Source organism: Flavobacterium melibiosi, from assembly GCF_048158545.1.
Taxonomy (GTDB): Bacteria; Bacteroidota; Bacteroidia; order Flavobacteriales; family Flavobacteriaceae; genus Flavobacterium; species Flavobacterium melibiosi.
The window spans coordinates 18,069-33,416 of sequence record NZ_JBLNKU010000005.1 but is presented as its reverse complement, the minus strand read 5'-3'; the positions used below and the strand labels follow the sequence as shown (position 1 = coordinate 33,416).

Here is a 15,348-nt window from a genome sequence, read left to right as displayed (position 1 = left end):
TTATGAAATTACACAAGTTAATCATAACGAACTTTAGAGGTTTAAAAGCCAATCAAAACATTATTGAATTTTCTAATTCAAATATTATCTTTTTAATTGGACAAAATAATGCCGGAAAATCAACTTATTTAAGAGCTTATGAATTTTTCACAAATCCTAGTCAAAAAGCAGCTTTGGAAGACTTTAATAATCACGATAGAGAAATTCCCATTATTATAGAAGGATGGTTTTTAAAGGAAGAGGAAGATGATGAAGATTTAGATTTACAAGGTTCTGGCAAAAACAAAGAACCAAAATGGGTAGATAAATGGGTTAATGAGGATAATATTGTAAGAGTAAGAAAAAAATGGAGTTCTGTTGGTACCAATTTTGAAAAAGAGACCTTTTCACCGTTAGAAAATGATTGGGTCTCTAATGGTTTTGGTGGTTTGGATACTTTGTTTTCGAAATATACTCCAACACCAATTGCTATAAATGCAATGGAAAATGATACGACTCTCGAAGAAAAAGTTAATAAGTTGATTCAAGATGATTTCATCAAAAAAATGAAATTAGAACACGTTGATTTGTGTGATGAAATTACTTCAAAAATCAAAGAACTTCAAAGTAAAATTACAGGGTCAGATGCAGTCGAACAATTAAACACTGGTTTAAATGAAAATTTTCAAAAAATATTTTCTGATTTAACCTTAAAAATACAAGCAAGCAAAGAAGAGAATATAAAAATAGAGGATGCTTTCAAAAAAAACCACACCGTAACAGTTGAACGAATCAATTCAAATAGAACAGAGAGCTTCCTGCAAAATGGACATGGTGTAATTAGACAAGCACTATTTAATTTTCTTGCATTTCTAAAACAAAATAGAAATGGTGCAAAGAAAGAATATGTTATCTTGTATGAAGAGCCAGAACTTTTTTTGCATCCTAAAATTGCTTTTAAATTACGGGAAAGTTTATACGAATTAGCGGAGAATAGTCCATATCAGATTATTTGTGCCACACATTCACCTTTAATGATTGATATTTCTAAACCGCATTCGTCATTAATCAGAGTTTCAAAAGATGAAAACGAAAATTCATTTACTTATCAAGTTGGACAAGATTTATTTGCTAAAGATGCAGAACAAAAGCAGCGGGTCCAAATGATAAATAGGTTTAATCCTAATATTTGTGAGACATTTTATGCTAATAAAGTTTTACTTGTTGAAGGAGATACAGAAGCAATTGTTTATCGTGATTTATTAACTCGTCTTTATTTTGAAGATGAAGTTTTTGTTTTAAATACGGGTTCTAAAAATAACATCCCGTTTTTTCAAGAAATACTCACTGCATTTCATATTGAACATTATGCAATTCACGATACTGATTTGGAATTTAATAAAGACGGAAGTAAAAATTCTGCGTGGATTTTTAATCAAACAATTTGGGATAACGTGCAAATTGCTAATAAATTAAAACAAGGTTTGTCCAGAAGATATGTTCATACTACAAATTTTGAAGTTGCACATAATATAACTTTGAAAGGTGCAAAAGATAAACCTTTGAAAGCATTTCAATTTGTGCAAACAATAAATAGAGACTCTAAAACTCCTGATTGTTTGAAATGGTTAGATGATATTTTAGGTGCAAAATCTATTACTCATGATATGGATTACATTAATAAATCAATAGCTTCGTTAACAGCAAACCAAGAATTAACAATTTAGAATTAAATAATGAGCGAATCTCAAAACATAGAATGGAAACAAAACTGGCATGACGATTACCTGAAATGGGTATGCGGTTTTGCCAATGCTGTGGGAGGTCTTATTTTTATCGGCAAAGATGATGATGGTGCGGTAACGCATTTAGAGAATCACAAAGCGCTGATGGAATCCCTTCCTAATAAAATTCGTGAAAATTTGGGTATTATTTGCGACGTCAATTTGCATGATGAAGCAGGTAAAAAGTATATCGAAATCAAAGTCAATCCGTATTCGGTTCCTGTGTCGCTCCGGGGGCGTTACTATTACCGTTCCGGCAGTTCCAAAATGGAAATGACCGGAAATACCTTAAACGAGTTTTTACTCAAAAAAGCAGGTAAAACTTGGGATGATGTCATTGAGGAAGGTGCCGGTTTGGATGACATAGACGAGAACAGTATCAAAACATTCATCAAAGATGCTTTAAAGAGCGGTCGTATGCCCAATGATATTGGAGAACTTTCTACTGTAGAACTTTTGGAAAAAATTCGTTTGCTCGATCACGGCAAACTCAAAAGAGCCGCCATCATCCTGTTCGGAAAAGACCCGAATCGTTTTTATCCCAACATCAAAGTAAAAATAGGTCGTTTTGGCGTCAACGATGCCGACCTGCGTTTTCAGGAAGTTGAAGAAGGCAATATTATGGAATTGCTAAAAACAGTTCCCAATCAGTTAAACTACAAGTTTTTTACAAAACCTATCGACTTCGAAGGTTTGCTACGCATAGAAAAAGATGAGTACCCTGTGGCGGCTATACGAGAGATGCTGCTGAACGCTTTGGTGCATCGTTCTTATATGGGTTCGATGATTCAAATGCGTGTGTATGATAATAAATTAACCATTTGGAATGAAGGTTTACTACCCGAAGGCATGGAGCTGGAAAGTTTGAAACGCCACCATATTTCACGTCCCAGAAATCCTTTGATAGCCGACGTTTGTTTCAAAGCGGGTTATATTGATTCTTGGGGTCGGGGTACTTTAAAAATTTATGAAGCCTGTAAAGAGATGGGCTTGCCGGAGCCGGAAATTATTTCGATGGATGGGGGAATACTGGTTACTGTATTTAAAAAAACAACTCAGTTGCCAAACGACCAAGCTGTTGTCTCAACCGGTACAATGAAGTCTATTGAAGAACTTCAAAAGGAATTTGGATTACTATCTGACCGAATTACTCTCGGTAAGGAAACGAACGTTGCTTTTTTACGGAGTAATTACGGGGTATTTACGGGGTATTTACGGGGTAAATACGGAGTAAATACGGAAGAAATACGGAAGAAACATAACGAAAAAGCATTATTTGTTTTAGAGCTAATCTCCATTAAGTCAGATTTAACTCGCCAAAATATTGCAGATCTACTTGGGATTTCGCTGAGTACAATTGAAAAAAATATTAAGATATTGAGAGATGCCACTATAATTGGGAGGGAGGGCACAGACAAGATAGGTTATTGGAAAATAATAGAACAAAAATGAAATTCACAGAATCACAATTAGAAAAGGCATTTATTCACCTACTGCAAGAGGAAGCTATGACGCATCTTCCGGGCGGTGAAGTGCGTAAAACAGAATTCAACGGTTTGGCCGAACCTCCAACTGTTTATGGTCATGTGGTAAGTGAAAAAGTCCTGATTACAGAGGATTTAAAAAATTACCTGCGAAGCCAATACAGGACAGAAAAGATTACCGAAAACGAAATCGATTCTATCTTAAGGGATTTAGATCGTTTGCCTGCTTCGGATTTGTATGAAACCAACAAAACCGTTATGAAAATGGTAAGTGATGGTTTTTTGTTGAAACGTGAAGATCGTAACCAAAAGGATGTTTATATTCAGTTGATTGATTATTCAGAACAGGATAACAACACCTATAGAATTGTCAATCAATTGGCGATTAAAGGGTATGAAATGCGTATTCCGGATTTAATTCTGTACATCAACGGATTGCCATTGGTGGTTTTTGAATTCAAAACAGCCATTCAGGAAAACACCACCATACACGATGCTTTTGTTCAATTGACTACAAGATACAAAAGAGACATTCCCGAACTCTTCAAATACAATGCGTTTTGTGTTATTAGTGACGGAGTGAATACCAAAGCCGGTTCTTTCTTTGCGCCCTACGAATTCTTTTATGCCTGGCGTAAAATTGAAGGCATGGTCAATGAAGTGGATGGTATAGATGCCATGTTTACGCTCATTCAGGGTATGTTCAATCGCAATAGGTTAAGAAACATTATTCAGAATTTCATTTATCTTCCGGACAGTTCCAAGAAAAATGAAAAGATAGTTTGCCGTTATCCTCAATACTATGCCGCGATTAAACTATTTGAAAATATAAGAATACATCAACGTCCTGAAGGTGATGGAAAAGGCGGCACTTACTTTGGCACCACAGGTTGTGGCAAAAGTTACACGATGTTGTACTTGAGTCGTTTGCTGATGAGAAGCACTTATTTTGGAAGTCCGACCATTGTATTGATAACCGACAGAACTGATTTGGATGACCAATTGTCGGGACAATTTACCAATGCCAAAGGATTTATTGGTGATGAAATGATTATCAGTGTAGAAAGCAGAAGTCAACTAAGAGAACTATTGCAAGGCAGAAATAGTGGTGGCGTATTCCTGACGACCATATACAAGTTTACGGAAGATACCCGATTATTGACCGACCGAAATAATGTAATCTGTATATCCGACGAGGCGCACCGAAGTCAAACCAATCTGGATCAGAAAATAAAAGTGACCGAGAATGGGGTTTCTAAAACTTTCGGCTTTGCTAAATATTTGCACGATTCCCTGCCTAATGCCACTTATGTAGGTTTTACAGGAACTCCCATTGATGCCACGATTGATGTATTTGGTGATATAGTCGATACTTATACGATGAAGGAATCCGTAATTGATGAAATCACGGTACGTATTGTTTATGAGGGTCGTGCGGCCAAAGTCCTGCTCAATAACGGGAAACTTCAGGAAATTGAAGAATACTATAACCGTTGTGCCGAAGAAGGCAGTAACGAACATCAGGTGGAGGAAAGTAAAAAAGCCATGGCACAAATGAACGCCATTATTGGTGACCCCACACGATTGAAAACCGTAGCCGAAGATTTTGTAAAGCATTATGAAAACAGAATTGCAGAAGGGGCGACGGTAAAAGGAAAAGCAATGTTTGTTTGCAGCAGCCGTCCCATCGCTTACGAATTATATAAAAACATTTTGGAACTCCGTCCGGAATGGGGCGAAGTGAAAATTGCAGAAGATGGAATTGTACTTTCCGAAAAGGAACAAAAGGAAATCAAACCAATGGAACGCATCAAAATGGTGATGACCAGAGGTAAAGATGACCCGGAAGTATTATACAATCTGTTAGGAACCAAGGAAGACCGTAAAGAGTTAGACCGACAGTTTAAAAATGAAAAATCCAATTTTAAAATCGCTATTGTGGTGGATATGTGGCTAACTGGTTTTGATGTGCCTTTCTTGGACACGATGTATATTGATAAGCCGATACAACGACACAACCTTATCCAAACCATTTCAAGGGTTAATCGAAAATTTGAAGGTAAAGAAAAAGGCTTGATAGTCGATTATATCGGAATCAAAAAACAAATGAATTTGGCTTTAGCACAATACAGCAGTGCCGATGCCCAAAACATTGAAGATATTGAACAATCCATTGTAGTTGTTAAAGACCAATTGGATTTACTGGGGAAACTATTTCATAAATTCGATAAATCAAAATACTTCAAGGGTTCACCCATAGAACAATTACGGACCTTAAATCAGGCAGCAGAGTTTGTACAACTCACCCAAGAGTTGGAAAAAAGGTTCATGTACATTGTAAAACGATTAAAATCGGCTTACGATATTTGTTCCGGTAGTGGCGTGTTTGATGAAACAGAAAGAGACGAAATTCATTTCTATTTAGCTGTGCGCTCCATAGTGTTCAAACTAACTAAAGGAGTAGCGCCTGACAGTTCCCAAATGAACAATAAAGTGCGCCAAATGCTACAGGAAGCCATTGAGAGCAATGGTGTAGAAGAAATTTTTAAATTGGGAGAAGACAATCAAACCGAAGTGGATATTTTCTCTGAGGATTATATGGCAAAGATTGATAAAATCAAGCTCCCTAATACCAAAATCAAGCTTTTACAGAAGCTTTTGGCCAAAGCTATTGAGGATGTAAAGAAAATTAATAAAATAACCGGAATTGACTTTTCTAAGCGTTTGCAATTCATCGTTGATAAATACAACGAACGAAAAGAAAGTGATGTACTGCGAAGTGAAGTATTGGAAGATTTCACAGATGAAATTATTGAATTATACTATGCCTTAAAAAAAGAAAAAGATTCCTTCAAAGACCTGGGAATTGACTTTGAGGAGAAAGCTTTTTATGACATCCTGAAAGCCTTGGCCATAAAATATGACTTCGAATATCCCGAAGATAAATTAATTCTTTTGGCACAAAAAGTAAAAGAAGTGGTTGATGACAAAGCAAAATATACAGACTGGAGTAAACGGGATGACATCAAAGCGGAATTAAAAGTAGGCTTAATTATACTTTTAGCTGAAAATGGTTACCCACCTGTAGATAGAGACGAAGTCTATAAAGAAATTTTTGAACAGGCAGAGAACTTTAAGAAATATCAAAATAGTTAAGAATGTCAGATCAAGCTAAATTTCAGAAAATGCTGGAAGTGTTACTGCTATTGGATTGTCAATATGGTCGAACGATTGCAGAACTGTCTGAGCGATTTGAAATATCGCAGCGAACCGTTTATCGTTACCTTGATACTTTCAAACATGTGGGTTTTGTCATTGAAAATAGTAATGGTTATTTTAAGATTGACAAAGAAAATACTACTGTTCAAGAAATTAGTAGCTTATTGCATTTTTCTGAAGAAGAGGCCTTTATATTGAGTAAAGCTATTCATAGTATAGATGACAATGATGAATTAAAAATTAAATTAGTTAAGAAATTATATAGTCTATATGATTTCGACCGTGTTATCCATGCCATTGCAAAAAAGGAAGAGAGTGAGAATATTTATTCTTTACTACAAGCCATAAAACAACAAAAACAAGTTGTGTTACAATCGTATAAGTCCGGTAATAGTAAAAACATTAGAGACAGAATTGTAGAGCCAATTGATTTTACTATTAATTATACAGGGGTCTGGTGTTACGATGTTGAAGATGGTATCAATAAAGTTTTTAAGACTTCGAGAATTAAACAAGTCATTTTACTTGAATCTTCCTGGAAGTCTAAACCTAAACACAAAAAAGGAATTATTGATATTTTTAGAATGCAAAGTTTTGAACCCATAGCTGTTAGTTTGGAACTTTCGTTAGTAGCCTATAATTTGATTATTGAAGAATATCCATTGTCTGAAAAGTACATCACTAAGATAACTGATAATTTATATCGTTTAGAATGTGAAGTTGGCAACTTTTTAGGTGTTGGTCGTTTTATTCTAGGACTTTTAGGAGAAGTCAAAATTATTGAGCCAGAAGCATTGAAAGATTATGTTCAAGAGCGTCTGAATACATACAAAGCATGATATAACAATAACCCATTCAAATTCTGAATAGATTATTGTTAAGATTATCAATATACAACTGCAATTCATACAACCCGATAAGTTCTTCAATATTGTTAGGCATTTGAGCGAGTTGGACAAAATTTATGTTTTGGTAAAGTGATTTCTCTCCGAGCAAGTCTTGAAGAATAATGAAAACAGCTTGTTTCCAAGTCTTGGTATTACAATGAATTTTATGGTTTTTTAGATAGACTATGATGTCTAGTTTTTTTGTTTCCTTATCAAAAAGGAGAGACGAAAATTTGAGCTCACTGGCTTTTAATGTAATCTCATGGAAGATATATGGTTCGTCAAGTCCATTGATAATTTTATCAATTCTTTCGGTTGGTTGTATAAAAGCAGTGAATTTCCAGCTCTTCAATTGCGGTGCATTATCGACTAAATTAATTACTTGGTTAAAGTATTCCGGGTTACCGTTGGCAGTTATTATGAGTTCAGATTTGGCATTGTCAATTTTTGGGAGTACAATCATAAAGTCAATTTCTTTGCAATAGTAGCTGAGGTTTTTGTTTATCCAAAAGCTTATGTGTTTTTGGTTTTTAGGGGTTTCGTTGATGAGGTTTTTGATGGTTTGATTGTTGTCTTGGAACCAGTTCCAGAAGGTGTTGATTGCTCTCATTTTAATTTAGGATTTTTTGATTTAAGAATTAGAATTTATAATTTACCACCCCACCTTTCGGGCACCCCTCCGGAGGAGGGGAATGTTAGCGTTTGTCTTTGGTGTTTTTGTCGAATGTGATGAGGTTAAACATGTATTCACGGTGTTTCTATTGTTTTTTTATGGGGTTCATGAATGTTCAATTTACCTCTTGTCTTTCGTTCTACTATCAAATGTTATCAAATTGAACATCTGTCGCATCCTAGAGCGGAGGCGGTTGCCGTAGCTGTTTTCGATTTCGGAGGCGGAAAGGTTGGTGGTGATGTGAGTAACGGATTTGTTTTCGACAAACTGCTCGTAACGACTGATGAGTACCTCAGCCATGACGTTGCAGTCATTACCGAAGTGCTTGATTTGCTGTTCGGCACCCAAATCGTCAAAGCAATAACCCGTTAATCGCGATTGATTGGTTTGCTTTAGCGTGTAGCAGTTGATAGCCTCAAAGCCATTTTTGGCAAATTCAAACGAGACTTCTCTGCATGTTTTGATTTTGTACTCGGATGTATGATAGGCAAAAGGGCGTACTAAGTTCATTAAGGATGTTTTTCCGCAACCAATTGAACCTGATACTAAAACACCTTTCGATAAGTCTATCTTTAGGTTTAAGGCTGTTTTCTCATCTTGAATCATATAAATCAACAATTTGTAGATGGTAGGGTGATCCATTTCACTGATTTTAAATGAACTACCGTAGGTTGTTTTTCCTTGGCTTTCTAAATATTCCAAGCATTTTTGGAAATTATACAGTTTGAAACCCTTATGTACTACGAAGGTTTCACGGACTGATTTACAATGGTTCGTCATAGTTTTTTTGTGTTGCCGTGTGCAAGTGCATCGGTTTTGGTTGGGAGTTGTACTCGGATTTTGGAGTGTTTGCAGCAAACTTAGTTGTGTTGAGCATCCAGTTTCTTGAGGCAGCTTTCCAATCTTTCATTTTTGTTTTACCGCCAATGAGCCAACCGATGCTGGAGTAGTAATTGAAAAACTTATTGGCTTCCGTTTCTGTATTCTGCTGGGAAAGAAAATAATCGATCACTAATTCAAGAGTTGGCTTCTGGGCTTCGCTCGAAGTGACAGATATGTGCAAACTGTTTTCAGCGTGATTTTTAGATGTGTGATCGAAGATTAATCCCAGTTCAACTGGCTTTTCTTTTTTGGCGCAACTTTTTTGCCGACCGCTTTCAGTTTGTTTTTTATCGGTGTCGGCGAATGCTGAAAGTATTTGCCGATTGTCATCGGCCAATACTTTCAGCATGTCATTTTTTTCTTTTGGAATTATTAAAGGATTCAAATTTTGAACAGGTTGATTTATTAAATTTTTATCTATATCTATTTTTATATTGTTTAAAATGTTTTCAGCTGTTTGTTTTTTATTATATATATAGAGCTGTTCATTTACCTGTTCAATGACTTGTTCATTTTTTGAATCGGTCAAATTGTGAATGGGTTCATTTTTTGAACGTGTTGGCTGTGGAATTTTTGAAATTGTTTTTTCTTCTTCAGAGAAATTGGCCATAATGATGTTGGAGCAAGAATGGGGATTGAATGTTGGATTGTATTCCATAAACCCCAAAAGCTCTAACTCTTTCATGCATTTATGATACGTCGCTTTAGAATTGATCTTGCTGGCTTTCATAATTTCTTCCCGAGAAATGCCTGTTGGATTTTTGAAGCGGTTCACGTTCCAACATTGGAAGAGTGCCAGATACAGCGAAATGTGTGTTGGATTGAGGTTGGTCTCATTATTGATTTTCTTGAAAAAGCCAGTAAGGTGTTTTATGTAGTTCATTTTTTGAGAAGTATTAAGAATTAAGATCTTTAGGTCTGGATTATGGATTGAGAATTTTTAAAATGTCCTCGTACTTATAATAAAGAATACTGCCGATTCGGGTGAAGTTTAATGTTCCGTTGATTCGGAGGTTTTGTAATGTTCCAGGGGAAATTTTTAGGAGTTTGCGGACTTCGGATGATTTTAACCATTGGGCTGGCTGTTCTTGTTTTCCGACCATTTCTTTGATTTCGGCGAGCATGAGATTGCTAAAATTTAGCAAGTCTCTTTTCGTGATGGGTTGGTGGTTGAGAAGTTCTAAATTGTCTACTCCAGGGAATAATTTTTTTGGATGTAAGTTCATGATCAAAATGGTTTAATTGTTATGAGACAAATTAATTTCATTTGTTTGACATTTAAACCCAAGGTGAACCCAAGTTGGGTGTTATTTCCATGTAAATTGAATCAAATCCCTTTGTTTATAAGAGTATTTTTTTTCAAAACTTGAAAAACTCCGTTTTGGCAAATTGGCAAATTTGACGATTTTAGGTCAAAAATGGTGTTTTTGGGGTAAAAACCCAATATGACCCAAGGTTGGGTAATAAATTCTTACAAAATCAACGTTTAACAAAAAAAAAACCTAGCAATTGCTAGGTTTAGTCAAATTCGTCGTTGATGTTTTTATCTAAATTTTCGGAAAGTCCGTTTAGGAACTTACCTTTTGGATCGGGTCTGTTTTTAATGTCAGTGAAGCATCGATAGATACTATTGTCTAATTGTATATTAAATGCTCTACTAAACTCCTCCGCAATTTCTTTAATTTCGGCTTTCCCACCGTTAAATGTTTTTTGATAATAAAGCGAATAAATCAATTCTACTATTTCAATTTTGGTACCCGTCCAAGTGAGTTTTGATGTTTTGGAGGGATGCGTGGTACTACAAATGTTATTGATTTGATCAATTTTTTCTTCCAGGTAAATTTCTAAAATATCATTTGCGATGATACTGGCCACTTTCAAATCATGGGAAGTACAGAGTCTTTTGTCACAATTAATCAAAACTATATCGGAGTTGATTATCTGTTTATCTGAGTTTCGTACAAAATACAAATGATCATTGTAACTACTGCCAGAACGGAAGTATTTGTAAAACTCCTTGTCTTTTTTTGAAAATTGAAAACAAATATTAAGTTCTTTTTCGTAATGCCTTATTTTAAGTTTCTTGCTGTTGGAAGGCGAATTTGATTCGATATCCAAGATCTTTTTATAGAAAATATACTTTGATGTAATCTTAAATTTTAATTCCTTAAAAAAGTGAATTTCCTCTTCAATCGAATTGAAGATATACTTTTTCAACCATTTGAAAAGCTCTTTAAGTTTTACTTGAATATACTGAAGCACTTGTTTCGCCTGACTGATAGGATCGATAGTTGTATTTTTAATTTTTTCAATTTCCGATTCAAATTCACAAAAGAATGCATCGCAATATATCTGCATATATGAGTTTTAGTTTACAAAATATCAAACTAAAGTATAACATTCTTGTAGCGTTAAATCTTACATAGTAGTTAAATTTTTCAAAATAGCATCCTAAATATTTCCTAATTCCTTGATTTAATTGGTCTTGTAAAGTTTTGTTTGATTTGGGTTTTTGAATTTTTCCTTTAGAATCATCATATCATTGCTTATTTTTTTGTCTAAAATCTTAGCATAATGTTGGGTGGTTTTTAAATTGGTATGTCCCAACATTTTGCTTACCGTTTCAATTGGAACGCCATTGGAAAGTGTTACAGTCGTCGCAAAAGTATGTCGGGCAATGTGAAAGGTTAGTTCTTTATTGATGCCACATACATCGGCAATTTCTTTTAGGTAAGCGTTCATTTTTTGATTACTCAGAATAGGTAAGAGGCGGTTTTCATTTACACAGGTTGGATGATTTTTGTATTTATCGACGATTTCCATTGCCATTGGCAATAATGGGATTTTGGAAGGGGTATCCGTTTTTTGTCGGTTCTTAAAAATCCATTTATCCCCATCTATACCTAAGCTAATATGGTTTCTGGTTAGTTGCTGTACATCAACATAAGCCAATCCGGTAAAGCAGCTGAAAATAAATATATCGCGGACCAATTCCAATCGTTCTGAAACAAATTCTTTGTTAATCATATTTTCTATTTCGTCTTCGTTTAAGAATTCTCTAATGACTTCTTTAACTTTGGCTTTGTAGTTCGCAAATGGGTCTTTGGCCAGCCAGCCATTAGCTAGGCATTGATTTATTATTTTGTGGAAGTTTTTGACGTATTTAACCGCCGTATTGTTGTTGCACTTGCGAACACTACGCAAATAGAATTCATACTCCATGATAAAAGCATGGTCAATCTTCTCGATATTTATATCTGATAGGCTGTATTTCCAGTGTAGAAAGTCTTTGGTGTGCTTCAGTGAGGTTTTGTATCGTTCCAATGTACCAGGTGCGTATTCGAGACCCAAAAGCTCTTCCACTTTCCGGTTGTGCTCCTCGAAAATTGGAATTAGCATTCGTTCCCGTTCTTTAATTCCGGTTAGCTCATTTTTGAAGGTTTCATAATTTACCGGGATATCTTTTTTGATTAAAATTTTCTCAATATTTAAAATCTTAGATTTTAAATGGTCAAGATGTCCATTTATTGAACGAGCTTCTTCTGAAGTTCCTTTCATTTTTGACATTTCAGAATGCCATTTTTCTGGATCAACAAACTTACCTGTGCTGTTGTCTAATCGTTTGCGATTGATAGTGATTCTTTGAAAAATTGGGACTAGTCCTTGGGCATTGACTTTTGCTCTTTTTAGATAAAAGAGAATTGAAATTGGTGCATCCATAATTTGGTAACCTTTAAGTTAATAGAAATTTAGAAATTCCATCAACACAAAACAAGATGTTCATATAGTGAACTCCTTATTTTATAAGGGTTTCCAAAGGTAGGGGCACATAACTTTTAAATTTTTAAAGTGCCCCGCAAAGTACCCCTTATAGTATGAGAAACCATGAATAATTTGGATAGGTCGTAAAATGAAAAACCCTCTAAATCATACGATTTAAAGGGTTTTAGTTGGCTTTTTGAATTAACCAGCGGAGAAAGAGGCTCCGATGCCTTTATAATAATCCTAATAAATACGGGGCTTTCGATACACTCTTAAAAACAGGGTCACCAATAGGGTCACTAGACTTTCAGGTACTTAAACCATTGTCTTGTAAAGTTAATAAATTGTATCGATATTTCATTCATATTTGAAATAATCTTGTAACACTTTGTTGTCCGTTTGTATGATGTACCACATCAAAAAATGGAGAATTCTAAATGGATTAGGATTTAAAGCCTTTGAATCAGTCAAAAGAACGTTAAGTGCTATTGAAGTTGTACAGATGTTAAGAAAGAAGCAGATGATTAATCCTGGTAGAACTATGTTTAAATCATTCTGTTCATTGGTAGCTTAACCTACTGAAAGTACTAATAAGTAGATTTGTGATTGACAGCTGCGACAGAACCAAAAAACTTCGCTTACTCTTTACTTTTTTTACTAATTTCCCAATAACCACCCTTGGTTCCGTGGCGTAATAAGATTCCTTTTTTCTTTAATTTTGCCAATTGATTTTCGACTGCGGTAGTGCTTATTGCTAATTGTGAAGCCAATTGGGCAATGCTGATTTCTTTGTCCTTTTTGATAGCAGTAATTATTTTCATGGAAGTATCTCCCAACTTATCTCCCAACTTATCTCCCAACTTATCTCCCAACTTAGAATCTCTTTGTTCGGTTATTTCCTCGGTAGTTTTTCTGTAAAGTATGGTTTTGAAATCTTCGTCTTGAAGAAATACGGGTTCTTGGAGTCCGGCTTCTTTACTCAGTCTGATGATATCTGCAGTACCTGTTCCCAAGCGTTCTATGTAACCTGCCAAATACATGGGATGAGCCAACAATGGATTGAAAGGAATTGAACTATGTAGTATTTTTAGTTTTTCGGTAGTCCAGCCCATAGGCAATAAACCAGGATTCCATATTTCCAGACGATCCCTGAACATCATCACCTGAACACTGCCATTTGAAGTGTAATCACGATGTGCAATGGCATTTACTAAAGCTTCAACAATGGCTTCCCTTGGAATCTCGTATTGTCCCGGAATGTCTGTATTCTCAGATCGAGTTCCTACTGAATAATCTAATTTGGACAAAATGAATTCTTCTGCCTGATTCACCAATTCAAAAACATCACCCTGAAATACTTTATAAGAAGGGATTGGTTTTTCTACAATGTTACCTTGGAAATAAGCGCAACGAACTTCTGCATTTATGAAAAACCGCTGTGGGTTTTTCCCGAACAAAAGCAGAGCAGCATTGGTCACCCTATTTTCCTGACAAAGATTTAAGTGGGTTAAAACCACTTCAACAGAAGCGGTTTCCGGTAAAGGAAAACCCCTTTTTGATTTTGCTAAACGAACAAAGGCTGCAACTTTTTCGGTATCGATGTCCTGCAAAGTAGCTTTTGGATGCAAAGAAGCGTCGAAAGGACCTGTTCGAATGATTTCCTTTTCTTCTAGATATTTGACCAAAGCAGCATAAACAGAAGCTTTTAATTCTTCGACAGAACTAAAGCGTTTTCGGACTAAACCAGATTGAACTTTATTGATAAAAGTATTTTGTTTTGGGTGTCTGTCAGATGGGCTATTTGATGTTAGAAAAACAAGACGGGTTTTGTGGTGTAAAGTGGCATGGTCAAATTCTCTTTCAGTGGGAGAAATTCCTGCAGGATCCTCAAAACCATAAGCATTGCCTAAAATTCCTAAATAAATATCACAAAGTTCCACTTCTCTCAGATAGATATTTGCCGCATTCTGGTCGCTTGCAGGTAACAGTTCAAACAAGAAAGGTTCGAAAAATTTCCCCAACAAAGGGTCGGATAATAAATATTCGTGTAAAGCCCAACGCTCTTTTGCCATTTCGACTTGTACACTGCTAATGAATATTTTTATTTTTCTCATTCTTTATACTGATCTGTAATTGGATGGGCAATAATAATCAAAATATTTGGTTTTTTTTGAAGTTCAAAGATCAAAGATTTGCGTTCAAGGTTTAAAAGTAAATGAACAGCTTTTTCTAAGGCAAAGCGAAGACCTGTGCATATTTTTTGGCAGATATTTTTAACTCATTTGCGTATTTTTGGCAAATTATGGTTTTAATTCACGGCATGATTGCCCTTATATGTTTTTATATTTCTTCATTAATTTTTCTTCAGTGATTATTTTAGTATTTATCGTTGTGATTAAATTAGTATATAAAGTTAATTACTTTATGACGTATAAATAAATACAAAATACAATTTGGGAGGAGCATACAGATAATAATAACGACAGTTTCCAAAAAGTTAGATTGTTGCAATTTTGCTCATTTGACAGAAGATAATAGCTTTTTGACCGGCTTTTTGTAGTGTCTCTTTGTCTTCAATCAATAGCATTAATAAAGAAACGCGCGGCCGCTTACAAAGAACATGCCTTTTTCGGTTGTTTTTTGTAAGTGACCGCAACCGCTTAGAGCGCCCCGCAATT

General features: G+C 35.2%; 11 protein-coding genes. 4 read left to right on the top strand and 7 right to left on the bottom strand.

Features of this window, described 5'->3' with window-relative positions; genetic code table 11:
* The first annotated feature begins 2 nt into the window (after positions 1–2).
* From ACM55F_RS07630 to ACM55F_RS07615, 4 genes are read left to right on the top strand one after another with little or no spacing between them, the layout of a single operon-like run.
* The gene (locus ACM55F_RS07630) at positions 3–1,706 is read left to right on the top strand and encodes an ATP-dependent nuclease (protein WP_416853210.1); all 1,704 of its coding nucleotides are present in this window, start codon (positions 3–5) and stop codon (positions 1,704–1,706) included.
* A 9-nt stretch (positions 1,707–1,715) separates the two neighbouring features.
* Entirely contained in the window at positions 1,716–3,215 is a 1,500-nt protein-coding gene (locus ACM55F_RS07625; protein ID WP_416853209.1) for an ATP-binding protein, read from the top strand.
* Positions 3,212–6,403: a type I restriction endonuclease subunit R gene (locus ACM55F_RS07620; RefSeq protein ID WP_416853208.1), complete on the top strand. Its 3,192-nt coding sequence runs from the start codon at positions 3,212–3,214 to the stop codon at positions 6,401–6,403. The genes ACM55F_RS07625 and ACM55F_RS07620 overlap by 4 nt, the downstream gene beginning before the upstream one ends.
* A gap of 2 nt (positions 6,404–6,405) precedes the next feature.
* Entirely contained in the window at positions 6,406–7,305 is a 900-nt protein-coding gene (locus ACM55F_RS07615) for a helix-turn-helix transcriptional regulator (protein WP_416853207.1), read from the top strand.
* 16 nt (positions 7,306–7,321) lie between these two features.
* On the opposite strand, the gene ACM55F_RS07610 is transcribed toward ACM55F_RS07615, so the two are convergent.
* The 7 genes from ACM55F_RS07610 to ACM55F_RS07580 all read right to left on the bottom strand — a co-directional run bounded on the left by ACM55F_RS07610 (position 7,322) and on the right by ACM55F_RS07580 (position 14,784).
* Entirely contained in the window at positions 7,322–7,963 is a 642-nt protein-coding gene (locus tag ACM55F_RS07610; RefSeq protein ID WP_416853206.1) for a hypothetical protein, read from the bottom strand.
* A 183-nt stretch (positions 7,964–8,146) separates the two neighbouring features.
* Positions 8,147–8,728, bottom strand: a complete 582-nt coding sequence (locus tag ACM55F_RS07605; protein WP_416853204.1) for a P-loop NTPase family protein — start codon at positions 8,726–8,728, stop codon at positions 8,147–8,149.
* 61 nt (positions 8,729–8,789) lie between these two features.
* Positions 8,790–9,791, bottom strand: coding sequence for a transcriptional regulator (locus ACM55F_RS07600; protein ID WP_416853203.1), 1,002 nt, complete (start codon positions 9,789–9,791; stop codon positions 8,790–8,792).
* Positions 9,792–9,831: 40 nt separating this feature from the next.
* Positions 9,832–10,134, bottom strand: a complete 303-nt coding sequence (locus ACM55F_RS07595) for a helix-turn-helix domain-containing protein (RefSeq protein ID WP_416853201.1) — start codon at positions 10,132–10,134, stop codon at positions 9,832–9,834.
* Positions 10,135–10,426: 292 nt separating this feature from the next.
* On the bottom strand, positions 10,427–11,266 hold the full coding sequence (locus tag ACM55F_RS07590; protein ID WP_416853200.1) for an RteC domain-containing protein: 840 nt from the start codon (positions 11,264–11,266) through the stop codon (positions 10,427–10,429).
* Between the two features lie 117 nt (positions 11,267–11,383).
* Entirely contained in the window at positions 11,384–12,628 is a 1,245-nt protein-coding gene (locus ACM55F_RS07585; protein WP_416853199.1) for a site-specific integrase, read from the bottom strand.
* A 680-nt stretch (positions 12,629–13,308) separates the two neighbouring features.
* Complete coding sequence (locus ACM55F_RS07580) at positions 13,309–14,784, bottom strand: DUF4062 domain-containing protein (protein ID WP_416853198.1); 1,476 nt, start codon at positions 14,782–14,784, stop codon at positions 13,309–13,311.
* Between the last annotated feature and the right edge of the window lie 564 nt (positions 14,785–15,348).